The organism is Spirochaetia bacterium 38H-sp, assembly GCA_039023545.1.
In the GTDB taxonomy this organism is placed as follows: domain Bacteria; phylum Spirochaetota; class Spirochaetia; order Winmispirales; family Winmispiraceae; genus Rarispira; species Rarispira pelagica.
Genome location: JBCHKQ010000001.1, coordinates 412,540 through 434,983, shown reverse-complemented (window position 1 = coordinate 434,983; position 22,444 = coordinate 412,540). Strand labels below are relative to the sequence as shown.

The 22,444-nt window shown below is 38.7% G+C and carries 19 protein-coding genes; 13 read left to right on the top strand and 6 right to left on the bottom strand.

Going from position 1 to position 22,444, the window contains the following annotated elements; translation table 11 throughout:
• Position 1: 1 nt before the first annotated feature.
• Positions 2 to 1,663, bottom strand: a complete 1,662-nt coding sequence (locus WKV44_01875; protein MEM5947283.1) for an adenylate/guanylate cyclase domain-containing protein — start codon at positions 1,661 to 1,663, stop codon at positions 2 to 4.
• A gap of 7 nt (positions 1,664 to 1,670) precedes the next feature.
• A complete protein-coding gene (locus WKV44_01870) occupies positions 1,671 to 3,878 on the bottom strand; it encodes a methyl-accepting chemotaxis protein (GenBank protein ID MEM5947282.1) in 2,208 nt (735 codons plus the stop codon).
• Positions 3,879 to 3,969: 91 nt separating this feature from the next.
• Between WKV44_01870 and WKV44_01865 the strand changes: the two genes are divergently transcribed.
• Positions 3,970 to 4,968 (top strand): tRNA-dihydrouridine synthase family protein, encoded by a 999-nt coding sequence (locus tag WKV44_01865; protein ID MEM5947281.1) that lies wholly within the window; start codon positions 3,970 to 3,972, stop codon positions 4,966 to 4,968.
• A gap of 11 nt (positions 4,969 to 4,979) precedes the next feature.
• On the opposite strand, the gene WKV44_01860 is transcribed toward WKV44_01865, so the two are convergent.
• On the bottom strand, positions 4,980 to 5,627 hold the full coding sequence (locus WKV44_01860) for a hypothetical protein (protein MEM5947280.1): 648 nt from the start codon (positions 5,625 to 5,627) through the stop codon (positions 4,980 to 4,982).
• A 145-nt stretch (positions 5,628 to 5,772) separates the two neighbouring features.
• On the opposite strand from WKV44_01860, the gene WKV44_01855 reads away from it, so the two are divergent.
• From WKV44_01855 to WKV44_01830, 6 genes are all read left to right on the top strand, one after another.
• Positions 5,773 to 7,017 (top strand): hypothetical protein, encoded by a 1,245-nt coding sequence (locus tag WKV44_01855; GenBank protein MEM5947279.1) that lies wholly within the window; start codon positions 5,773 to 5,775, stop codon positions 7,015 to 7,017.
• Between the two features lie 234 nt (positions 7,018 to 7,251).
• On the top strand, positions 7,252 to 8,646 hold the full coding sequence (gene rpoN / locus WKV44_01850; GenBank protein ID MEM5947278.1) for an RNA polymerase factor sigma-54: 1,395 nt from the start codon (positions 7,252 to 7,254) through the stop codon (positions 8,644 to 8,646).
• A complete protein-coding gene (gene raiA / locus WKV44_01845; protein ID MEM5947277.1) occupies positions 8,636 to 8,950 on the top strand; it encodes a ribosome-associated translation inhibitor RaiA in 315 nt (104 codons plus the stop codon). Before rpoN ends, raiA begins: the two co-directional genes overlap by 11 nt.
• Entirely contained in the window at positions 8,947 to 9,927 is a 981-nt protein-coding gene (hprK, locus tag WKV44_01840; protein MEM5947276.1) for an HPr(Ser) kinase/phosphatase, read from the top strand. Before raiA ends, hprK begins: the two co-directional genes overlap by 4 nt.
• Positions 9,928 to 9,941: 14 nt before the next feature.
• Positions 9,942 to 10,208 (top strand): HPr family phosphocarrier protein, encoded by a 267-nt coding sequence (locus tag WKV44_01835; GenBank protein MEM5947275.1) that lies wholly within the window; start codon positions 9,942 to 9,944, stop codon positions 10,206 to 10,208.
• Positions 10,205 to 10,714 (top strand): hypothetical protein, encoded by a 510-nt coding sequence (locus WKV44_01830; GenBank protein MEM5947274.1) that lies wholly within the window; start codon positions 10,205 to 10,207, stop codon positions 10,712 to 10,714. The genes WKV44_01835 and WKV44_01830 overlap by 4 nt, the downstream gene beginning before the upstream one ends.
• Before the next feature lie 55 nt (positions 10,715 to 10,769).
• On the opposite strand, the gene WKV44_01825 is transcribed toward WKV44_01830, so the two are convergent.
• Positions 10,770 to 11,036 (bottom strand): hypothetical protein, encoded by a 267-nt coding sequence (locus WKV44_01825; protein ID MEM5947273.1) that lies wholly within the window; start codon positions 11,034 to 11,036, stop codon positions 10,770 to 10,772.
• On the opposite strand from WKV44_01825, the gene WKV44_01820 reads away from it, so the two are divergent.
• From WKV44_01820 to holA, 4 genes are read left to right on the top strand one after another with little or no spacing between them, the layout of a single operon-like run.
• Entirely contained in the window at positions 11,029 to 12,477 is a 1,449-nt protein-coding gene (locus WKV44_01820) for an ATP-binding protein (protein ID MEM5947272.1), read from the top strand. The two genes, WKV44_01825 and WKV44_01820, sit on opposite strands and share 8 nt — an antisense overlap.
• Positions 12,474 to 13,847 carry a sigma-54 dependent transcriptional regulator gene (locus WKV44_01815; protein ID MEM5947271.1) on the top strand — a complete coding sequence of 458 codons (1,374 nt, stop codon included), beginning with the start codon at positions 12,474 to 12,476 and terminating at the stop codon, positions 13,845 to 13,847. Before WKV44_01820 ends, WKV44_01815 begins: the two co-directional genes overlap by 4 nt.
• Positions 13,844 to 14,446 (top strand): transcriptional repressor LexA, encoded by a 603-nt coding sequence (lexA, locus tag WKV44_01810; protein ID MEM5947270.1) that lies wholly within the window; start codon positions 13,844 to 13,846, stop codon positions 14,444 to 14,446. Before WKV44_01815 ends, lexA begins: the two co-directional genes overlap by 4 nt.
• Positions 14,439 to 15,419, top strand: coding sequence for a DNA polymerase III subunit delta (gene holA, locus WKV44_01805; protein MEM5947269.1), 981 nt, complete (start codon positions 14,439 to 14,441; stop codon positions 15,417 to 15,419). Before lexA ends, holA begins: the two co-directional genes overlap by 8 nt.
• Here holA and uvrC read toward each other — a convergent pair.
• Positions 15,388 to 17,199 (bottom strand): excinuclease ABC subunit UvrC, encoded by a 1,812-nt coding sequence (gene uvrC, locus WKV44_01800; protein ID MEM5947268.1) that lies wholly within the window; start codon positions 17,197 to 17,199, stop codon positions 15,388 to 15,390. The two genes, holA and uvrC, sit on opposite strands and share 32 nt — an antisense overlap.
• 23 nt (positions 17,200 to 17,222) lie before the next feature.
• On the opposite strand from uvrC, the gene WKV44_01795 reads away from it, so the two are divergent.
• Both WKV44_01795 and WKV44_01790 read left to right on the top strand, forming a co-directional pair.
• Positions 17,223 to 18,701, top strand: a complete 1,479-nt coding sequence (locus WKV44_01795) for a fibronectin type III domain-containing protein (GenBank protein ID MEM5947267.1) — start codon at positions 17,223 to 17,225, stop codon at positions 18,699 to 18,701.
• Positions 18,702 to 21,713, top strand: coding sequence for a tetratricopeptide repeat protein (locus WKV44_01790; GenBank protein MEM5947266.1), 3,012 nt, complete (start codon positions 18,702 to 18,704; stop codon positions 21,711 to 21,713).
• Positions 21,714 to 21,828: 115 nt separating this feature from the next.
• Here the strand turns inward: WKV44_01790 and WKV44_01785 are convergent, their stop codons facing one another.
• The gene (locus tag WKV44_01785) at positions 21,829 to 22,266 is read right to left on the bottom strand and encodes a histidine phosphatase family protein (GenBank protein ID MEM5947265.1); all 438 of its coding nucleotides are present in this window, start codon (positions 22,264 to 22,266) and stop codon (positions 21,829 to 21,831) included.
• Between the last annotated feature and the right edge of the window lie 178 nt (positions 22,267 to 22,444).

Below are 22,444 nucleotides of genomic sequence, written 5' to 3'. Positions count from 1 at the left end.
TTTATTTGCTAAGCATCTTTTGGACTCCATCCCAGTCCTCAGGAGGAGGCTCCACAACAAAGAGCCTGCAACGATGAGAAAGCTCCTGAGCTGGGAAATCATCGGGAGACAGCTCAAGCACCCGATTAAAAAGCACACTGGCCTCATCAAAGCGTCGTGCATAATAGAGCTCCATGGCTTCGTTGTGCATGTCCCATATCTCTTTTTCTTTGGGATTTAGCTCTTTCTTTACTGTAAATATACGCACCCCGCGTTTTTTTCCCTTAACCGCTACGGTATCGAGAAGACGGCATGGCAGTTGATCTTTTACCTTCATGTGCAGACTCTCTGATATGATTAGCTCCTGACGGTATTGCTTGGTAAGCCCCTCAAGTCTGGATGCAAGGTTAACCATGTCACCTATGACAGTATAATCTATCTTTTTCTCACAGCCTATATTCCCCACCGTAACAAGTCCATAATTGATACCCACACCTATCCTAAACTCCGGCTTACCTTCTGCAATCTGATGCTTGTTAAACTCTCTCACCCCTTCCAACATCTCAAGCCCGGACATAACTGCATTGTAAGCATCATCCGGTCTCTTTACGGGAGCCCCGTAAAAAGCCATAATCGCATCACCTATATACTTATCTACTATCCCATTTCTAGAGGTTATGATATCCACCATTTTCTCAAAGTATTTATTGAGAGAATTAACAAGCTCATCGGGCATCATACCTTCTGATATGGTGGTAAAGCTTCTAATATCAGAAAAAAGAATCGCAAGAACACGGTTATCACCAACAAGCAGTGACTCGGGATGCTCAAAAAACTGGTCTATAAGATCCTGAGGTACGTATTTTTGGAATATGTTTCTGACCTTCATCTCATTCTTTCTTGCAATCACTGCTTCCAGTGCATAGTTTTTTATGCTGTTGTATGCCTTCTCCAGACCCTCAACCATGATATTAAAGGTGTGAGACATTTCTCCTATTTCGTCATGGTATTCCACAGGTACACGTGAGGATAAATCAGTAGAGGAAATTATGCCCTGCATAGTATTTACAACACTTGCAAGAGGTCTAAGAAGATAACCTACAAAAAACAGAATAAGAAGAGAAGCAATTATAATGCTTGCTACCAATATATATGTTGTTTGCATGGTTATTTTATCAACATCACTGTAAAAAGTATTCTTCTCCTCAGTAACAAGCACATACCACTCAAAAGGAGAAAAATAAAAACCTCTTAGGACTCTTTCTTTTTCATCTATAACCAGAGTCTTAAACAGTATGGTAAGACTCTCCGAATCAAAAGACCTTTTTATATTATCCCAATCAGCTGATATGTCTATTGGAGAGGTAGAAAACTCCAGAGTTCCGTCATCCTTTACTGCCAGGATATTCTCCGTACTGCTTCTTATGATGCTGGCAGCAAATGATGCTATCCCCGCCTTGGTTGCAGCCCTCATATCTTCTCGTTCGGAGAGGCCACTGTCCACAAGGGTTTTCCACTGACTTTGCATGTATTTTTCAAGTTCATCCGTCTTAAAACTCAAAAAAGAGCGTGCTATTCTTGTTATCCCAGATGTAGCAAGAAAATAAGAAGACATACCTGTTACAAAAAGAGAAAGGACCAGTATAGGGAGAACAACCAGTAGGACCTTGACCCTTATACTCATACGATGCCTACCTTTCTTTATCAACAGGAGAAAACTGCACAAGCGCTCCCTGCAACATCTGAGCAGTCTCAGATAATATCTGAGCTGTCTTCATAACACTCTGAACCTGAGCATACATCTCTTGAACAGCAGCAGAGACCTGTTCTGTAGAAGCCCTATTTTGCTCGCTTATCGCAACAACCTCATCTATCATTACAGAAACCTGCTTTGCATCATTATCCATGAGCTCTGTTTGTTTTTTGTTCTCTTCTATAACAGTAGACAATTGCTCTACAGAATCCAAAAATCTGCCTATGACAGTCTGAAAGCTCTCCATAAGCGCCGACAATGCTGACATCTGTTCCTGTATTTCTCTGGACAAATTTTCCATGCCTCCGGAGGTAAGCTGTATCTGTTCCTGTATCTGGCCTACCATCTCAGTTATTCTGGAACTTTCCTGCCCCGACTGCTGTGCAAGTTTTCTTATCTCATCTGCAACAACTGCAAAGCCTTTTCCAGCCTCGCCGGCATGAGCCGCTTCTATTGCCGCATTGAGAGCAAGAAGATTGGTTCTTACAGCAACATTTTCTATTGATGAAACAACTTCCCCTATTGTAACAGAATAATTCCCCAGCTGTTCCATCCTGCCAACTACATCATATATGGTGTTTTTAACATCGTTAAGAGTATCTATCTGTTTACCAAGAGAACGCACCGCCTCCCTCAGCTCTCCTCTAAGGGCCGAAGAGGCCTCTACTGCTTCTACCTGTGTTTCAACACCTTTTCTAACGCTGGAAATAGAGTTCATAAGATGGGAGACCGCCTCGGCTCCCTCTTTGACAGTGTTTTGCTGAGTAAATGCGCCGTCAGCTACCTCTGTTATTGCCTGCTGTATGTCCTGTGCAGCTATATTTGACTCGCTTGTTCCCATAGCCAGCTCCGCACTTAGAGCAAGCAGGCTGCTTGCAGTATCGTGCAGCTGAGCCACAAGACCCCTCAAGGTTAGTGGCTCCGTGTTATAGGTGACTACGGGAATACCTCTGTCAATAAGGCTATTAAGAAAAGGAAAAAGCCTTCTGTCTTTAACAGTTATGGCTATACCGTCCCACTGTTTTTCTGCCAGCTTTTGCTTTATGTAGGCTATCATTTTGTCCACACTAAGCATACGGGCACCTCTCTTTTTATGCTCCGGTGGACAAAACCATTCTATGCTAAGGTTATACTTGCCCAGTTCTTGAGCTGCCTGCAAGAGTCCTTGCTTTATCTGGTCAAAAACCTCATATCTCTCATCTCCAATGAAAAGAATATTAACCCTTTTATCAGCCTTCTTTATGGGTTTTGCCCGCCGTTGTAGCCTATTGCTGGATATCTTTGCTCCCCTTCCCTTTTCCCAGAAATCCCTATAGTTTTCCACAGAGACTCTATCCACAGTCGTTAGTATGCGAGAAGAAGATGGAAGCCAGCCTGTAACGATATGGTTAAAAAGGTGCACAGCCGTATTATAGCCCTGAAAAATCAGGTCCTGGTCAAGAGCCACATCCAACACTCCGCTTTCTATAAATGGAAGGAGACCTTCCTTTAGCTCATGGACAACTACATAAAGAGAAGAAGCCCTTCCGGAGTCCTTTACTGCCCTGCAAACAGACTCCGTAGTAGAAATATCTGCACTATAAACCGCTTTGATATGGGAATTCTTCTTAAGCTCGGCAAGAACTGCAGAATATGCAGCATCATCCTTACCCCCTGTCTCCACAGGACCAACAAGCCTGATTTTGGAGTACTTAAGAGACATAAGACTCTTAAACCCAAAAATCCTCAGCATATTTCCAACATGATGTTTCTTCTGGACAAGACATAGAATACTGTCTCCATCGCCAAGTCTGCCACATATGTCCTCTGCTGCAAAAACTCCTTCCAAGAAAAGATCACTCCCTACATAAAAAGCACGCCTCAATGGCTCGCCCGTAACCCTGTTTATCTCCCTGGCTATCTCAAAAATACCCGTATTTATAGGCTTCAACTGCTTTGCAGTAAGCGAGAGAAAATGGGAGTTAGCAAAACTAACCTTTGCCTCCAGATTGCCCTGAGCAATCTCAGTAAGAGTATTATGAACACTGTCAATAAGCTTGAGTGTCGGCTCTATAGAGTTTTTAAGCCTTATGTTTACAAGAACGTATCCCAGAAAAAAACCGACAATCAGAAAGACAATGGATATGGCAATAGAAATAACAGACATTACAGTACTCCATCTATAGAAAAAATACGAGCAAAAAAGGCATAATACGGATATATACCCTTATAACCATATTACTAGAAAGGCATACAATATGCAAATAAAAAAGAACATATTGTCAGGGGAGGAATATCCTCTTATCCTTGCTCCTATGGCAGAGCTAAGTCACAGGGGAATAAGAGAATTAATACATGGATGGGGAGGCTGTTCTGTCTTTTTTACGGAGATGATAAGCGCATCGGGACTCAGGGCAAACAGCCCATTCGAAAGGTATTACACGGATTTTGGCCCAACACCTTCCAAAACAATAGCTCAGATTACAGGGAGCACTACAGAAGACATAATACGTGCAGCTGATATACTGCTAGAATACGATATAACCGGAATAGATATCAATATGGGATGCTCTGCGCCGGAGATAAGAAAAAAAGGCGGAGGCAGTGCATGGCTGACAAGAGAAAAAGAAGTCTTGTACATGCTGAGAATAATCAAGAATACAATGCCACAAAACAAAACACTTTCCGTCAAATTAAGATTGCCGGCAGAAAAAGAGATGTCAGATTTTGCCATGTTCCTGCAGAAGATATGTAACAGCGGAATTGACTTTATAAGCATTCATCCCAAAACAAGTAAAGAAAAACATGACAGACCTGCGCGGTGGCAACATCTAAAAGAACTTAAAAGGTTTATAAACATCCCCCTTATAGCAAACGGTAATATAACAGACTGCAGCACACTGTTATCCAGAAAAGAGGAATACAAACCAGAGGGAATCATGATAGGGAGAAAAGCGATCCAATCCCCTTGGTTCTTTTCCTTAGCAAGAAAAAGAATGAGCGGAGATAAATCCCCTTTTACAGTGGACATAGAAGGAGAAGGCATAAAAGCAATAGAACTAATAAAGAGATACCAGCCTCCTGAGTTTTGGCTCTCACGCATAAAACGCTTTTTTTTATATTACACTAAAAACCTATTTTGGGGGCACAACCTTTTTATAAAAATAAAAAACTCCAGCACAACAGAAGAAATAGAAAAACATTTCCTGGAATACTTTTTAAAAAACCCTCAGGAAAAAATAAAAGAGGAGAAATAGGAAAAAACTTTCTACCTAGCAAGTCCTATTTTATAAGTCTTACTTTTTCCAGATATAACAGGCATAAAAGGTATCCATGCGCTCTTCTTACTTCCCAAAAACTCAAGACTTAGACCGGTATTCTTAAGCATAGAAAGTATTTCATCTCTTGCGGCATAATCTTCAAAAACCCAGGTAAAATACTCTGCTGATTCTTCCTCTGATATATCGGATGGAGGAAGAAATCCTTCCGCAGTGGTAATATCGCCAAGCATCATGGATAGAAACCACAAAACAAGTTCCCTGTCAGCATCAACAACAAAGTTATTGCCATCTATTCTAAAAGCTTTTTTACCGGATATCCTTGCAATTTCTTCTGTAAGAAGAGAGAAATCATTGATAACAAATTTTAGAACAATCCTGTTATCAGAAGGAATATCAATACCTGTTATATCAAGGGCCTTATACTGCTTGTCTATATCTGCAAGACGTTCGGTGTCAAATACAGAAGCATCCGGATTGACAGAAAGGTCTTTCCAATAAGCGACAAGAAAAGACTCTACGTCTACAATAGCAGTGCCCGATGCTGTGTTCTTTTCTACAGAAAGGGCAACCTCAACCTTGCATCCAGAAAAAACAAAAACAACTAGGAACACACACAGCACAAAAAGACGTCTCATTCTTCCTCCTTCAATATATTAATTTTACTCCATAACAGAAAAAGCAACAAGAAGCATATAATAAAAGCAAAACTTGTCTGTATATATAACAGCTTTTTTCATCATGCCACTTCTTTTTTTATGCTCTTTAATGTAGCATAGAAACATGTTTAAACTTCCCCAATATACAGAATCAAAGAACTTTGAAAGACATATAAAGCGAGACATCAAAGCAAAGCTTCATAAGATTCTCGTAAGAGGCAGTATGCCTTTTTTCAAAGAACTGGATATGGAACTTACTAACTTAGGGTATACGGCACAGGAGGTATACGGCGGATTTGAAATAGAAGGAAAGATAGAAGATATCTACAGGATAAACCTTTTTTCCTCTACAGCATCAAGAGTGTTTCTCATGGCTGGACGTTTCCATGCAACAGCAAGGGAACAGATATTTCGGCGTGCCGTAAACATACCATGGGAGCTTTATATAAATCCGGCTATTCCCATACGTATACAGACACAACTGGAAAAAAGCCCTGTCAGTCATGAGGGTGAAGCAGAAAGAGCACTGAGAGACGCCATTTCCAAGCGTTTTGAACCTCTTTTGGAAGACTCCGATATAAGACTGAGCTTTGCAACAGAAGATAGGACTCAGATTGTACAACGTATTCTTCTCATAGGCATAAGAAATGCGGCTAAAGTATACATAGATACAACAGGCGAACATTTGGCACACAGAGGATACAGAACACAACATACAGGCGCTCCCATCAAGGAACACCTTGCAGCATCATGCATCATAAGACTCTTAAAAGAGGAAGACATGTATCCGGAGCTTCCTGACAGGCTGTTCTTTCTTGACCCGTTTTGTGGCTCAGGAACAATACTTGCAGAAGCCGGCATAATACTAACCGGGGATGCACCGGGGAAAAACCGCAGAAACCTCTTTGAAAAGCTTCCATGGCACCAGGAAAAAACATGGGAATATCTCAAGCAAAACATAGAAACAAGAGGCCTTGCAGCAACAAAAATAAAACTTATTGGCAGGGACAAGGACTCAGATGCAGTAGCAACAGCAAAAGCCAACCTGACACGTGCAGGACTACAGGATTTTTCTGAGATAAACAGCGCCAATTTCTTCTCCACAGAAAAAAGCGACCTTGTACCCACCCGCAGAAAAGCCATATTTCTCAGCAATCTGCCATATGGAGAACGCATACCAGCGGGAAAAGAACTTTATGACCGTATACTAGAACACCTGGCAAAAAAACACCATGGACTCACAGGTGCATTTATCCTTCCTGAGGACTACAACCCAAAACCGGTGGAAGGCATAATCACAAGCAAGATAGGACGCTTTAGCAACGGCGGCATAAGAGTCCAGCTTCTTATGGTAAAAAGCATATTCTGATTTTTATACCGAACGCACAGGATGCAGCCCAAATAATAGAAAAACATACATCCTGTGCTGCCTGCGGCGCACATGCAACAGGGAATCTTATTCTATTTTATACCGCCGGAGGCAGCAGCGGGGTGCCCAGCATCCCGCTGCGTTCGGTATAGCAGTTTTCATAATCCACATAAGGCCAATAATGCGCGTTGACAAAGCCCCCTCCTGCGAAGGATAATAAAAGAGGAGGATATTTTGCAGTCACAGAGAAATCTGCTCACACAGACACAAAAACTTACACTCACCCCTCAGCTTCTGCAGAGTATACAGATACTGCATCTGCCTCTTGCCGATTTACGGCAAATGATATACGAGCAGGTGGAAATCAATCCTGCACTGGAAATAAAGGAAGAGAAAGGCGAGCTGTCTTTGGATGCAGCAAAGGAACAACCGGAGAATTACGAATATTTTGAGGATTCTTCAGATCCGGGATTTTCCCATTCGAGTAATACTGAAGAGGATTCCAGGAGAATGTTTCTGGAAGGAGCCTTTGCCGCAGGGACAAGCCTTCATGAGCATCTTATCTGGCAGCTAAGATTGAGAAAGGACTTGTCGGAGAAAGAGATAGAGATAGGTGAGCTAATAATCAACAACTTGGATGAACGTGGTTTTCATATAGAAGAGCCTTCAAAGCTGGTAAAAACAGAGCAGGAAAAAAAGATTGCAGAAAAGCTTATTGGCATTATACAAGAGCTAGATCCACAAGGCTGTGCAACCAAAGATTATGTAGAATCTCTCATTATACAGGCAAGACTAAGGGGCGATGCACCTGAGATTCTTGAGGATGTCCTTGGTAAATATCTGAGCCTTCTGGAAAAGGGTAAGTATAAAGAAATAGCAAAAAAGCTGAGAGTAGGCACGGATGAGGTTTTGGAATGCCTGACTTATATAAAGCTACTCAATCCCTTTCCTGGTATTCTTTACTCAGCAAGCAAACCTCACTATGTGATTCCAGACTTAGAGGTAAAAAATGAGAACGGGAGCCTTGTCATTATTATTAACGATGAGGAAATTCCTGTTTTAGGCATAAATGACTTCTTTGCATCCATAAAGAACTCGGACTCCAAAGAGGTAAAGAAGTTTGTAAAAGAAAAGGTAAGAGAGGCGGAGATTTTCATAAATAGCATATATAATAGAAACAGCACCCTTCTTAAGGTAGCAAGAGCAATTGTCGAGTTTCAGAGGGATTTCTTTATACGCGGTCCTCAGTATCTTGCGCCTCTTACATTGAAAGATGTAGCAGAAACCGTGGAAATGCACGAGACAACTATATCCAGAGTAACCACCAACAAGTACGTTCAGACAGAATGGGGAATCTTTGAGCTCAAGCACTTTTTTACCAACTCCATAAGCGGCTCGGGCTCCGGAGGTTCAAGGTATTCAAAAGAATCCGTAAAACATATAATCAGGGACATAATAGAAGAAGAAGTAAAAAAGAGCGGCAAAAGTCTATCTGACAGCAAACTTGCAGAGCTGTTAAAAAAGCGCGGTATCTCCATAGCAAGGAGAACCGTTGCAAAATATAGAAAAGAATTAAATATCCGTTCATCCTTTGAACGGGAATCTTTGAGGAGGATTCATGAAGACTGACATCAAATCCGTACATTTTGACATCAAGGAACCCACCAAGGAATTTCTTGATAAGAAGCTTTCTAAGATAAACTATGCGGAAAAGATCGTAGAAGACCTTCATATTACACTGACAAAGGAAAAGAGTTCTTATACAGCAGAGGTAAATGTTCATACCCACTGGAAGGAGCTCTTTCATATAAAAGAAGATGGCAAGGATCTCATAGAAGCCATAGAAAAACTCTTTGACAAGCTTGATTATAAGCTCTCCAAAGAAAAACAAAAAATACAAAATCATCATAAGGAAAAACCGGAACAGATATGAAAAAGTTTACTGTTCTTGAGCTCCTCAGCCTGGAACTTAAGGAGCATAACGACCTGGATTTAAAATGCATAGCAGGAAGGAAGGGGCTCGCCAGAAAGATAGAAGTGCCCAATGTCAACAGACCGGGACTGGCTCTAAGTGGATTTTTTGAGAGTTTTGCCTACAACAGGATACAGATATTTGGCAGAGGAGAACATGCATATCTTAAAAAACTCGAAAAAGAAAAAAAATCAGAGAATATAAAGAAAATCTTTACCTTTGATATTCCCTGTGCCATATTCACCCACAATCTCATGCCCACAAAGGATTTTTTGGATGCTGCAGAAGAAGCAGGATGTGCCGTACTACAAACAAGCCTTCCTTCTGCCAATTTTACAGCAAGGATATTGCGCGTTTTAAACGATATCTTTGCAGCCAGAGAGGTAGTACATGGCGTACTCATAGAGGTCTTTGGTATAGGTGTACTTCTTACAGGAGAAAGCGGAGTAGGAAAAAGTGAGACAGCACTGGAGCTTATAGAACGCGGACATAGGCTAGTTGCTGACGATGCGGTAGAAATAAGATGTGTGGGAGGGAATTATCTTATGGGAATGGGCGCCAACAAGATGCTAGGGCACCATATGGAAATACGCGGATTGGGAATAATAAACATAACACACCTTTTCGGTGTGGGTTCTATACGTGACGAAAAGAGAATAGAACTTGTTGTCAATCTGGAAATCTGGGACAGCAATAAGCAATACGACAGACTTGGAGCCCAAAAAAAGACCAAGGAGATACTAGGAGTGCGTCTACCCTGCGTGGACATACCCATAAAGCCGGGAAGGAATATTCCTATTCTCATAGAAACAGCAGCAATGAACGAAAGATTAAAACAACTGGGAGTACATTCTTCCAGAGAGTTTAACGAACAGGTTATGAGATGGCTTGAAAGCGAGAATGTTCGCAACATATACTTTCATAATAATTCCATATAGGATACGGGAAAACTATGGTAGAAAAAGAGGTTACAATTAAAAACAGGGCCGGTATACACGCAAGACCGGCAACACTTATAGTAAATACGGCTGGTAAGTTTTCTTCTCAGATATATCTGCAAAAGGAAGATGAGAAAATCAATGCAAAATCAATAATGGGCATAATTACCCTTGGAGCAGGCTATAATACAGTACTCAAGATAATTGCAGAGGGAGAAGACGAGAAGGAAGCAGTAGAGGCTCTGGCAGACCTTTTCGAAAGAAAATTCGAAGAAGAATGAAAAAAATATGGGTTCTGTCATGCATGGTTACACTCTTTTTTACAGCATGCAGCACCAATAACAGCAATGAACAAATCGGCATTACGGCAGAAAAAAATAACATCAGGATAACAATATCACAAGAATTAGAAAGCGCTCTTATTGATAATCTCAATAAAGGTTTTTCCTCAACTATTTCAATAAGAATTTCACCTTTGGAAGAAAAAAACAGTAATCTGCCTATAGAAAGAAAAAGCGTATCATACACAAAAACCATAAAGTATTATGAAATGTACGAAGAATACAGAATAATTACAGGTCAAACTTCCCGGATATATAAAGACAAAAAAAAAGCAGTATTAGACTTTTTAAGTTTTTCCAATCTTGCAACAGTAGCAGAAAATAACTTGAAAATCACAGTAAGACTAGACCTGATAAATTTCAAGGGGGTGTTTTCTATCATACCGGATATACTAAAGAGAGAAGCTGTATATCGCACAGAGATTCTGCTTATAGGAGAACCGTGATGCGAATTCCATCTGTCCTTTTTTCAAAAAGAACCGTAATAAGCCTGATTTTATTTTATATTGTTTTACTGATTCTGCTTATCATATTAGCACAGCAGGCATTATCCAGAATACCTCTTTCAACTGGAAAATCAGGGATGTTTCTGTTGATAAGCTCCTTTGTTTTTCTTGTTGCTCTTATCCTGGTCCTAATTGCATACATAACCCAGACCATATCAGAATTAAAAAACAGAAGACCCGGAATTTTCTTTAAACTCAGACTGATTTTGTTTTTTTCATTTATAACAATCATAGGAAGCATTCCCCAGGGAATTATGGCCATAAACATAATAAGGGAAGTTATAAACAACTGGTTTCAGTCGGGAGTAAGCCAGGCACTCTCTGGAGGAGTAAAGCTGGCCATAGAATATTATACGGATAAGATAAACATACTGGGTAATATAAACAACAGTCCAATTTACATGGAAAAGCTTAGAACTGCGGACACATCCCCCGAGGATGTATGGTCTTTTATTACCTCTATATATTCCAGAGTTTCCACTCTTGAGATATTAAAAGGGAACAATCCCTTTTATATAGCAGGGGACAAAAGCCTGGCAGTAGAAAATCCGCAGAGAGAAGAAAAAAGTACAACGGATGTATACAGAGAGGATAGTAATGGGAAAAGCATGCTCAGGATAAAAAGGGCTTTTTCCATAGATAATACGCCATATCTTGCAATAACCACCATAGAAATACCTGATTGGTTTGAAAACAGTGCAAAAAATCTGACAGAGACAAGAGAAAAGTTTTTACTTCTTGATACTTATAAAAATCGTTTTATCTTATCCCTTACAGCATTTTATGGTTTCTTTGCTCTTCCACTTACCATGATCGCTCTTATATTGGGATTTATTCTCAGTGAAGAAGTTCTTAAACCTCTCATGCAAATAGAACAAGGTATGGAAAGAATATCTATAGGAGACTATTCATACAGGATACTCATGACAAGAAAAAGTGATATGTCTTTTCTGGTAAGGGCCTTTAACAGAATGCTAGCAGAGATAGAAGCAAACAGAGAGAAAATAATGCATGCGGAAAAAATATCCACATGGCAGGATATAGCTCAACAGCTAGCCCATGAGATAAAAAATCCATTAACACCAATAAGACTTGCAACAGAAAGAATAAGAAAAAAAGCAGAGGAAAACTGCGATGATAGGACGTCTGAGATTATCAGGTCTTCTAGCAATATAATATTGAGAGAGGTAGAAAGGCTCACAAGGCTTATAGCAGAATTCCGGGACTTTTCCAGATTGCGAGAACCTGTTTTTAGGGACTTTGATATACTTGCTGTTTTTAGACAGATTGTTGCAGGATATGCTCCCCCGGATGCCCCTTATACAATAGAGCTTAAAACAGATGAAAAGGAAATAAATATAAGAGCAGACCAAGAACAGATAAAACAGGCTTTAAGCAATATAATTCAAAATGCAATAGATGCTGGTGAGGGGAAAAAACAGATTATAAGTATAAATCTTACAAAATCAGTAAAAAACAATAGAGAAATCCTGACAATAGCAATACGCGATCAGGGAAAAGGAATAACAGAGGAAAGGCAGAGACTAATATTTGTGCCATACTTTACAACCAAGAAACATGGAACCGGCCTGGGATTGGCTATTGTACAAAGAATTATTCTTGACCATAATGGAAACATATGGTTTAAATCGGAACCGGAAAAAGGAACAACATTTTTTATAGAATTACCATTAGAAAGATGAAAGCAAACATACTAATAATCGATGACGAAGAAAACATACGGCTCACTATGGAAGCCATCTTGGAGGATGAAGGTTATACAGTCATAAGTGCAGAAGACGGGCTTGAAGGGCTTAAAATACTGGAAAAGTATGATATAGATATTGTCTTTCTTGATTTATGGCTTCCACATAAAGGCGGAATGGAAATTCTTCCCGAAATAAAAGAAAGGTTTCCCCATACAGAAGTGATAGTAATATCAGGTCACGGTAACATAGATACTGCAGTAAAAGCCGTAAAAACAGGCGCTTATGATTTCTTGGAAAAACCACTTAGCATGGAGAGGATAACTACTGTTACCAGAAACGTCCTGCAACTTAACAGTCTAAAAAGGGAGAATAGCAGACTTAAAAATAAGTTAGTGCAAGAAGATCTTATGATAGGCTCTTCTCCTGCAATACAACAAGTAAAAGAAAAGATTATACAAAGTGCATCAAGCGACGCAAGAATAATGATATTGGGAGAAAACGGTACGGGGAAAGAACTGGTAGCAAAAGAAATACATAAAATGAGCAACAGAGCGGACATGCCTTTTGTAGAAGTAAACTGTGCTGCAATACCGGATACACTTCTGGAGAGCGAACTTTTTGGACATGAAAAAGGTGCGTTTACAGGAGCACATAACTCAAGAAAAGGTAAGTTCGAAATGGCCCACAGGGGAACTCTGTTTCTAGACGAAATAGGAGACATGAGTCTGGCTTCCCAGGCAAAGGTATTGCGGGCAATACAGGATTTACAATTCTCCAGAGTTGGAGGAGAACATCTTATAAATGTTGATGTAAGAATAATATCCGCTACAAATAAAAATCTGGAAGAAGAAGTAAAAAAGGGCAATTTTAGAGAAGATTTATTCTTTAGGTTAAATGTCATTCCCATAACAGTACCACCTCTGAGAGAAAGAATAGACGATATACCTCTTCTGACAAAATATTTTATAGAAAAATTTACTACGGATTCCAATCAGGCAAAAAGTATAACAGAGGAAGCTATAAAAACACTACAAGATTATCACTGGCCAGGTAACGTAAGAGAGTTAAAAAACACAATAGAAAGAATCTGCGTATTGGTTGATAAAAATGAAATAGAGAAAGAGGACATACTGGAATTCATAGGAAAATCTCAACCATCAACAGAAAACAAAACAAGCGAATATTTGGATAGACTGTTAGAACTAAGTTTAAACGAAGCAAAAGATAAATTCGAAAAAACAATGATAGAGATAAAATTAAAAGAAAATCACTACAATATATCAAAGACAGCAGCAAGCTTGGGGATTTATTCCAGCAATCTTCATGCAAAAATAAAAAAATATAACATAGAGATAAAAAAATGAAAAAAGAACTCAGCTCAAGACAGAAAGAAGTCTTTGGATATATTATGAGTTATAAAACCATGCATGGTTTTTCTCCCACATACAGGGAGATAGCAGAACACTTTTCAATCAACGAAAGAGCTGCATATGAGGTTGTAAAAGCTCTGGAAAAAAAAGAATACATAAAAAGATATAGCAATAAATCAAGAGCAATCGACATAATAGAAGAAACCCCTTCATTCGTATCCATACCCCTTATAGGCAGTATAGCAGCAGGTAAACCTATCTTTGCAGAAGAAAACATGGAGGAAAAAATAAATCTTCCGGAAACAATGCTGCCAAGGGGTGGTGGGCAGTTCTTTGCCCTCAGAGTAAAAGGAGACAGCATGGAAGAACGAGGGATTCTGGATGGAGATACGGCAATAATAAAAAAACAGGATACTGCAGAAAATGGGGATATTGTGGCAGCTCTTATAGAAGATTATGCAACACTCAAGGTGTTTTACAAAGAAAAACATAGAGTAAGACTGGAAGCAGCCAATCCCAAATACCACCCAATATATACATCCTCACTTAAAATATTGGGCAAACTGATTTTTCTGGTGAGACAATATGGCTAAAATAAGTCCAATATATACATTACTAGGCCCAGAAACAGGGCAGAAAAAAGAGAAAATAGAGGAAATCAAATTAATATTAAAAAAGCAAAAAGGTCCGATAGAAACAGAACATTTCTATGCGGACGAAATTTCTTTTTCTGAAATTCTCCCCAAGCTTGAAACTACTGGTCTTTTTTCAGCTCATAATCTCATAATAATAGAAAACGCAGATTCTATAACAGGAAAAGACGTTTCTCTCCTCTCGTCATACTTGGATACCCCAGGGAAACAAACTACTGTTATATTTTTATCGGAGAAAACAAAATTAGGGACTGGAATAGAAAAAAAACTAAAGAAATATCCTTTTGAAATTTTTTGGGAACTAGGAGAATCCAACAGAATATCAATCATTCAAAAAATACTTAGAGATAACGGTTTAAAAATAGATAGGGAAGCATTGGAGCTTTTCCTTGAGCTCATAGCTCCTCAATCAGAACAAATAAAAGAAGAATGTTCTAGATTAACATCTTTCTTCCCAAAAGGACACAATATTACAGAAAAAGACATAGAAAGATTTTTATATCACTCCAGAGAAGAAACTATCTTTTCTCTTTTTTCATTTATTGCAGCAAGAGATTTAAACAAAACACTGGAGTCAGCAAAAACCCTTACAAACCAGAGCACATCCGGAGTCTATCAAATAACAGGGGGATTACTCTGGCAGTTGAGAAAGGTCTTAGCCATAAAAAAAATGACTGCTCGAGGCTATCATAGAGACGATGCTCTTTTAAAATGCGGAATAAGAGGAATATCTCTAAAAAAAGACATACTCAATGCAGATAAAAATTATAGCACAAAAGAAATAAAACAAGCAATTTCTCTTGTCATATCCTGTGACAAAAAGCTGCGACTGTACAGAAAAGAACTACATGAAAATATTTTCTTGCAAACACTGTATAAAATCATAACTCATGAGTCCTTAAAAATTCGTTAAGCATTGATTTTAGCTCAGCAGCTTTTTCGATAGAAAGTCCAGAAACTAGGCTTATTTTCTGTTCGTCAGCAGAAGCTATTTTTTTTATTGAAGAAAACTCTTTTAACAAGGATGCTGCTCTCTTTTTGCCTATACCATCCACAGCCTCAAGCAGAGAAGAATCCATTTTTATCTTTCTTGCCTTTGTATTTGCTCCTGTTGCAAATCTGTGAGCCTCATCTCTTACATACTGTAGAAGTTTTAAGGCCGGATTTCTTCTATCTAATACAAGGGGTTTGGAAATATTAGGCATAAAGATTTCTTCTTCTTTTTTTGCAAGCCCAATAACAGGAATATAAGAAAGCCCTATAGAGTCCAAGACAGAGAATGCTGCATTTACCTGCCCTTTCCCTCCATCTATAAGAATAAGATCTGGCAAAACTTTTTTCTCATTTAACAACCTGGAGTATCTTCTAGCAACAGCCTCCTTTATAGACTGATAATCATCAATAAGCCCCTTTAAAGATTTAATAGAAAATAGTCTGTATTCAGATTTATTAGGGACTCCTCCCAAAAATTGCACCATAGAGGCATAAGGAAAACTTCCATTAAGATGAGCAATATCAAAGCCTTCTATTCTCAGAGGAGGCTCTGGAAGTTCTAGTGCATCCTGCAAAGCAAGAAGCGCTTCCGGGTTTCCCCGCAATCTCATATGCCTTGACAATTCTTCTCTTGCATTTTCAAGAACCATATTAAAAAGTACATCATTATTAATAAAATTAATTTCTAATTTTTCATTTTTCTCTTCTTTTATGTATCTTTTTATACTATCTATATCCGCTTTTTGTCCTATAAAAACAGAAGAAGGAAGAGATACAGCTGAAGAGTAGTATTGTATAAGAAAATTGGTAAAATCATCTTCTTCGGTTTCAAAAACATTAACGATATAAGAATCTTTACCTACCAGCTTGCCATCCCTCATTTTAAAAACAGAAAAACAAGCATAAGGCTCCTCTCTAGAATATGCTGCATAGTCTCTTTTATCAAAGGAAAAATCCATTACTTTTTGTTCGTTTCTTTCTATTTCTTCTAACGCAGAAATAGCATCCCTATATTTTGCAGCCTCCTCATACGCCATTTTTTCTGCCGCTTTATTCATTCGAACGGTCAATAATCTTTTAAACTCAGCCGTATCACCGGAAAGCAAAGATTTAATATCTTCTACAATTTTTGCATAATCTTCTTTTGAAATTTTACCTACACATGGCGCAGGGCATCTTCCTATGTGATAATATAAACATGGATTATCCCTTCTTTTTAGTTTGCCTTTACATTTCCTCAGAGAAAAAAATTTGTCTATAAAATCAAGATATAGAGAAAGCAGGGCTGCTCCTCCAAAGGGCCCAAAATACAAAGAGCCATCTTTAACTATTCTTCTGGTTTTAAAAATTCTAGGGAAATCGTCAGAAGTTATCCTTATGACAGGATAAGTTTTCCCATCTTTCAAATCTATATTGTATTTAGGCTGATATTTTTTTATTAGAGTATTTTCAAGCAGTAAGGCATCGTATTCCGCAGGAGTTACTATCCATTCTATGGAAAAAACATGCTGCATCAGATGTGTAGTTTTTATATCTTTTTTTGCAGAAAGATATGACCTCAATCTGTTTCTTAGGACCTTTGCCTTGCCTACATATATTATTTTGCCCTTTTTATCCTTCATAAGATATACACCGGGAGAAAAAGGGGCTATTGAAATCTGTTTTTGTATATTACTGTGACTGTATTTTTCCTCTGTCATTCCGATATATAATGTAATAGAAAATGAAAATAAGAAAAATACTTATCTATATTCCTCTATTATGCCTCTTTATAATATATCCTTGCTTTGCAGAGGAAATAATCATAGGAAAAGGGACATATGACTGGGAAAAAATATTACAGACCCAGAATAACGCAAGTATAATAACGACCACCATAAGAGGACAAGAAAAAACCCTTGGCATTAGCATATCCACAAAAAAAAAGCCAGACAATTTTACGGATATGCTTCTTTCTTTTGAAAATTCTGCAACAGATATTGTGGGCAATTTTATTGCTGTCAACATCCCAGAAATAAGAAAAATAAACTCTCCAGAAGGACAGAACAGTATAAGCCTAGAAACCAATTCCAATCTTATATTAAAACCTGTACACAGCAAGCTTTTTTATCCTGGAGCAGAATGGCAGGAAGCAGAAATATCCTTCTGGATAAAGACGATTCCGTTTCAAGAAGAAGCCGGAATATTTCTATGGAAGGGTGTACTGGAAATATATAATAAAACAATACCGCAGACAATAGAATGCTCAATAAGAAACCAAAAGATAAGCTGGAGATTTATAAATACTTTTTTTTCTTCTCAGGAAGAAACATCAATAAACATAATAGACATAGAAAGCCAATCGAGGATTCTACCTGATAAATGGTATAAAATAACCCTTCTGTATCAGGCAGATCCCGGGATTTTGACTTTAAAAATTAACAACAAAGAAGAAGCAATAATTCATACTACAGCAAGCGGCAAAGAAGGCTCTATCCCTTATTTTTTTAAACTGGGACAAATAAGCAAAAATCTTATCTATATAGGCCATGGGTTCACAGGATATATGGACAACATAGTATTTTCTACAAAAACAGATGAAACTACTGTTACAGACAAAAACCTCATGGCATATATAGAAACAAAACCCCTAGAAATAGAAAAAGAAAATGTAATAATAGAAAATATATCCTACCTGGCTGATATCCCTCAATATGCTAACATAAGCATAGATTACAGAACAAGCAAAAAAGCAATGGAAATAAACCAAGAAGAATGGCAACCTATCTCATTTTTTCCTTTACAAAAAGGTAAAGAAGCAAGATTTATACAATTGAGAATAAAACTCGATGCGATAGATAGAGATAAACTACCTCTTATAAAAGATATAACCATAAAATATAAAAATATCCCTCCTCTTCTTCCTCCCGCAAGAATAAGTGCTAAGGAAGTAAAAAACGGCATAGAACTTCATTGGTCTCAAGTAAAGCAGAAAGGAATAGGGGGATACAGAATATATTTTGGAACAAGAAGTGGATATTACTTTGGCTCTGATAATACAGGCAAAGATAGTCCTATAGAGACACAGGACACTTATTATACGATAAAAAATCTGGAACCTGGTAAAATATACTTTTTTTCTATTACAACCTTCTCAAAAGATGATAAAGAAAGAGAAAGTAAATTTTCCGCAGAAATATCTGCTCGTGCAGGGAGTTTTTAGATGCCAGAAAAAACAGCTATACAGATAGATGCACAGGAAAATAAACTCAGAAAAGCACAGGATGCATATCAACTGGGTGATTTGACAGTAGCAGAAAACATAACAAAGTCCATACTCAAAGAAATGTACAAAAGCCCCGGAGCACATATCCTCATGGGTCTTATAAAGCTGCAAAAAGGAGAAACCCAAAAAGCAATAGAATACTTTGATAAATCCATAAGCCTAGAACCAACATCAGAAGCGTTTAATAATCTTGGTGTTGCATACAGAAAAATAGGGAAATACAATGAAGCCATTCGAGCTTTTACAAAAGCTCTACAGGATTTTCCACCCCGAGCAGATATCTACTACAACCTTGCCAATACATATAAAGATATAGGGAAGTCGGACAAAGCAATAGAAGCATACAAAATAGCTATAAAAATAAATCCCAATTTTACTTCTGCATATAATAATCTGGCAACGCTCTATCAGGAAGCAGGAAAAAATAAGGAAGCAATAGAAACACTGGAAAAAGGCTTGGAACATGACCCGGACAACACATCACTGCTATATAACATGGGAATAACATATCAATTACAAAAGAGATATCAAGAGGCAAGAAAATACTTTTTAAAAACACTTCAAAAAAAGCCCAAATGGATAGAATGTATAAACAATCTTGGAATAGTAGAACAAGCTCTGGGGCTAAGCAATGATGCAATAGAGAGATTTAAAATAATTCTCAAAGAAAACAGCTCTCATGCTCCTGCAATAAATAATCTTGCAAGTATACTGGCAAGAAAAGGACAATATAACGAGGCTCTGCGACTTTTTGTAAAAGCATTGAAAAACAACCCGCAACATCAAACAGCAGCACACAATATTATACACCTGCTAAGAGAGCATGCGTCTTTTTTTGATGCAGAGAAAGAGCTTTCTATTCTGTCAGTCGATTTTCCAGAAAACATTACCATAAAGCTGGCATATGCAAAACTACTTTTTGATAATAAAAAATATGATAAAGCAGAAGAAATACTACTTGAACTGGAAAATGCAGGAGCAGAAGACCCAGAAATAAGCAAGCTCCTAGGTATTATTGCATTTATAGAGAAAGATGAGAAACGTGCAAGTAAATATTTCTCTGTTTACAAGGCAGAAAAAAAGGATACCAGTTATGAGCTTGAAATAATAAAACTGCTAAGAGAACAGAAAGATTATAAAAACGCCATACTCAGATTAAAAGAATACTTGTCAGATAATCCATCAGACAAAGAAGCAAAGATTCTATATGCAGAGATATGCCTTGACCAGGGGAATATCGATGAAGCCTTCTCCATAATGAAAAAAGCTGAAGAAGAGAACAAAGATGACCCGCAAATTCTTTCTACCTTTGCCAGGATATACCAAAAATCAGGACAAAAAGAAAAAGCAATAGAAACTATAGACAATATAATAAGTATACAGAGCAAAAGAGGAACAGAAGAAGATATATCCAATCTTAACGAAAGTCTCTCTCTATATGAAGAAACAATAAAAGCATTTATGGAAGGAGAAAATAAAAAATGGGAAGAAAACCTAAAAAAGATAAGTAATTTTTCTTCCTCGGAAGAAGAGTGGGAAATAGACCTATCTATTACAGAAATGGATGACGGTGCAAAATTACTTAACTTCGAAGAGCGTTTTACAAAAGAAGGCAGTGCATCATTGATAGAAGAAACAGAAGAAGAGGAAACAGAGAAAGAAGAAGATAGAGAACTCCCTACTTTGGAACAACAGTTTATACCTGCACAGAGCCCTTCACTTCTGGATCTCCCTGATGAAGCCCTGAGAAGACCACAACAGCCTGTTTATATAACAGCTCCTCCGACACCTCAACAATCAGCACCTCAATTCCCAGCTCCGCAGCAACCTCAGATTCCACCTGTTATGCCACCTCCCCAACAACCCTATTATCCTCCTCCATCGCAGTCCACACAATATCCTCCACAACCAAATCTCCCGCAACAAGCACCGCCACCAATTTATCCTCCTCAATCACAGCAGCCCACACCAATACTGCAACAACAAGTTCCACAATACTCCTCGCCGCAAGCTGCTCCTCCACAATATCAGTCACAACAGACATTCAGCCCACAGCCGCAAAGCATAGCACAACAGACAACTGCACCACCGCAACAGCCGCAATATCAAACGCATCCACAACCCTTTCCATCATATAACCCTTCACACAAAGATAACACAATCAATCAACCAAGCTTTCAGCCAGAAGAAGACCTGCTTCAGCCAGAAGAAGACCTGCTTCAGCCAGAAGAAGACCTGCTTCAGCCAGAAGAAGACCTGCTTCAGCCAGAAGAAGACCTGACAGAAAACTTAACACAAGACAACGCAACCGCAGACTTAGCAGAAGAACCCTTAGCAGAAGAACCCTTAGCAGAAGAACCCTTAGCAGAAGAACCCTTAGCAGAAGAACCCTTAGCAGAAGAACCCTTAGCAGAAGAAAGCTTCACCCAGCCTCAGCTTCCCCAAAACCATCCCAACATCCCGTTGGAACACATGCCAGAATACGCAGACCTCGGAGAACCACCACAACCTGCAATCCCTATGGAAGAATTGCCAGAATATGCAGATCTTCACGATACCCCGCGCGCAGAAGTAACAGAACCGGAAGAACATGAAAAGCAGCAGGATAATCCTCCTGTGACAACGGCCCATAACCTTCCCAGCCCTCAGGAACAGGCCGCACTACTCAACTACCTTGAAAACCTTGCCTCATATCTACCAGAACCAAGGAAACAGGAGCTGGAAAAAAGCAACTACAAAACAAAGCTGGATAGAATAAAAGAAAGATTACTGAGAGTATCAGATAATAAAACAGAATCCTCCACAACAGCAACAAGACAAAACAATACAGTGCCTAATATAAAAAGCAAAAAGGACTCCCCTTCTCCCCCGTCAAGCATACAGGAAATGGGAGAGAGAATGGAAAAGCTACTTACAGCCATAAACGATTTTAGAAGCAAAAGTACATAAACAATAGAGAAACATACCTGTAAAAAACCTCGTAAGAACAGCAATCTCCACTTCTACCCGGCACAAAGCTAGGAAAATGCATAGCACAAAAAAATAACAAGCTCAATCTACAAACCTAATCCTTACCAACCCGCCACAAAAACTCAAAACCATTCTCCCAATCACCCTCAAAAGCAATACAATCGGAAGTTCCCATAGAATAAAGGCGCCCGGTAAGAGAAAAAACCGCCTCTTCCATAGAGGGATTATGCCCTACCACAGCAAAACAATCGTTATCTATAGAACGTAAAAACTCCACAACTCCCTCTCCGGAAGAATGATAAAGAGCATCGATGAGAACAATGTCCGTATCAGGAAACACGATAGAAGCGGTCTCAACAGCCCGCTTTGCAGAAGAAGAAAAAACCTTTTCTGGCAAAAAGCCATGCTCTTTTAACCTGCCTCTTACTACAACAGCATCTCTCCGTCCTTTTTCTGACAAAACACGCTCAAAATCCCCTGTGCTTCCAGAAGCAGAAACAGCCTTGGCATGGCGGCAGAGTAAAAATCGCATAACACACCTCCCTTAAAGTCTATATTTTACCCTCAAAAAATACAATAAAAAACAAAAGCCAGATACAAATCCAGCACTGACTGCAGAAAAGACGCTTCCAAACAAGGCAGACAACAGGCATAAAAACATTGTCTTCAACTCATGCATAAAGACAAGCATATCCTAGAGAAAAAACTTA

Coding starts and splice junctions, on each gene's coding strand:
- WKV44_01875 (MEM5947283.1), bottom strand. CDS start 1,663: ATGAGTATAAGGGTCAAGGTCCTACTGGTTGTTCTCCCTATACTGGTC.
- lexA (MEM5947270.1), top strand. CDS start 13,844: ATGAAAAAAGAACTCAGCTCAAGACAGAAAGAAGTCTTTGGATATATT.
- raiA (MEM5947277.1), top strand. CDS start 8,636: ATGAAGACTGACATCAAATCCGTACATTTTGACATCAAGGAACCCACC.
- WKV44_01830 (MEM5947274.1), top strand. CDS start 10,205: ATGAAAAAAATATGGGTTCTGTCATGCATGGTTACACTCTTTTTTACA.
- WKV44_01820 (MEM5947272.1), top strand. CDS start 11,029: ATGGCCATAAACATAATAAGGGAAGTTATAAACAACTGGTTTCAGTCG.
- WKV44_01870 (MEM5947282.1), bottom strand. CDS start 3,878: ATGTCTGTTATTTCTATTGCCATATCCATTGTCTTTCTGATTGTCGGT.
- WKV44_01860 (MEM5947280.1), bottom strand. CDS start 5,627: ATGAGACGTCTTTTTGTGCTGTGTGTGTTCCTAGTTGTTTTTGTTTTT.
- hprK (MEM5947276.1), top strand. CDS start 8,947: ATGAAAAAGTTTACTGTTCTTGAGCTCCTCAGCCTGGAACTTAAGGAG.
- WKV44_01855 (MEM5947279.1), top strand. CDS start 5,773: ATGTTTAAACTTCCCCAATATACAGAATCAAAGAACTTTGAAAGACAT.
- WKV44_01785 (MEM5947265.1), bottom strand. CDS start 22,266: ATGCGATTTTTACTCTGCCGCCATGCCAAGGCTGTTTCTGCTTCTGGA.
- holA (MEM5947269.1), top strand. CDS start 14,439: ATGGCTAAAATAAGTCCAATATATACATTACTAGGCCCAGAAACAGGG.
- WKV44_01835 (MEM5947275.1), top strand. CDS start 9,942: ATGGTAGAAAAAGAGGTTACAATTAAAAACAGGGCCGGTATACACGCA.
- WKV44_01815 (MEM5947271.1), top strand. CDS start 12,474: ATGAAAGCAAACATACTAATAATCGATGACGAAGAAAACATACGGCTC.
- WKV44_01795 (MEM5947267.1), top strand. CDS start 17,223: ATGAAAATAAGAAAAATACTTATCTATATTCCTCTATTATGCCTCTTT.
- uvrC (MEM5947268.1), bottom strand. CDS start 17,199: ATGACAGAGGAAAAATACAGTCACAGTAATATACAAAAACAGATTTCA.
- WKV44_01825 (MEM5947273.1), bottom strand. CDS start 11,036: ATGGCCATAATTCCCTGGGGAATGCTTCCTATGATTGTTATAAATGAA.
- WKV44_01865 (MEM5947281.1), top strand. CDS start 3,970: ATGCAAATAAAAAAGAACATATTGTCAGGGGAGGAATATCCTCTTATC.
- WKV44_01790 (MEM5947266.1), top strand. CDS start 18,702: ATGCCAGAAAAAACAGCTATACAGATAGATGCACAGGAAAATAAACTC.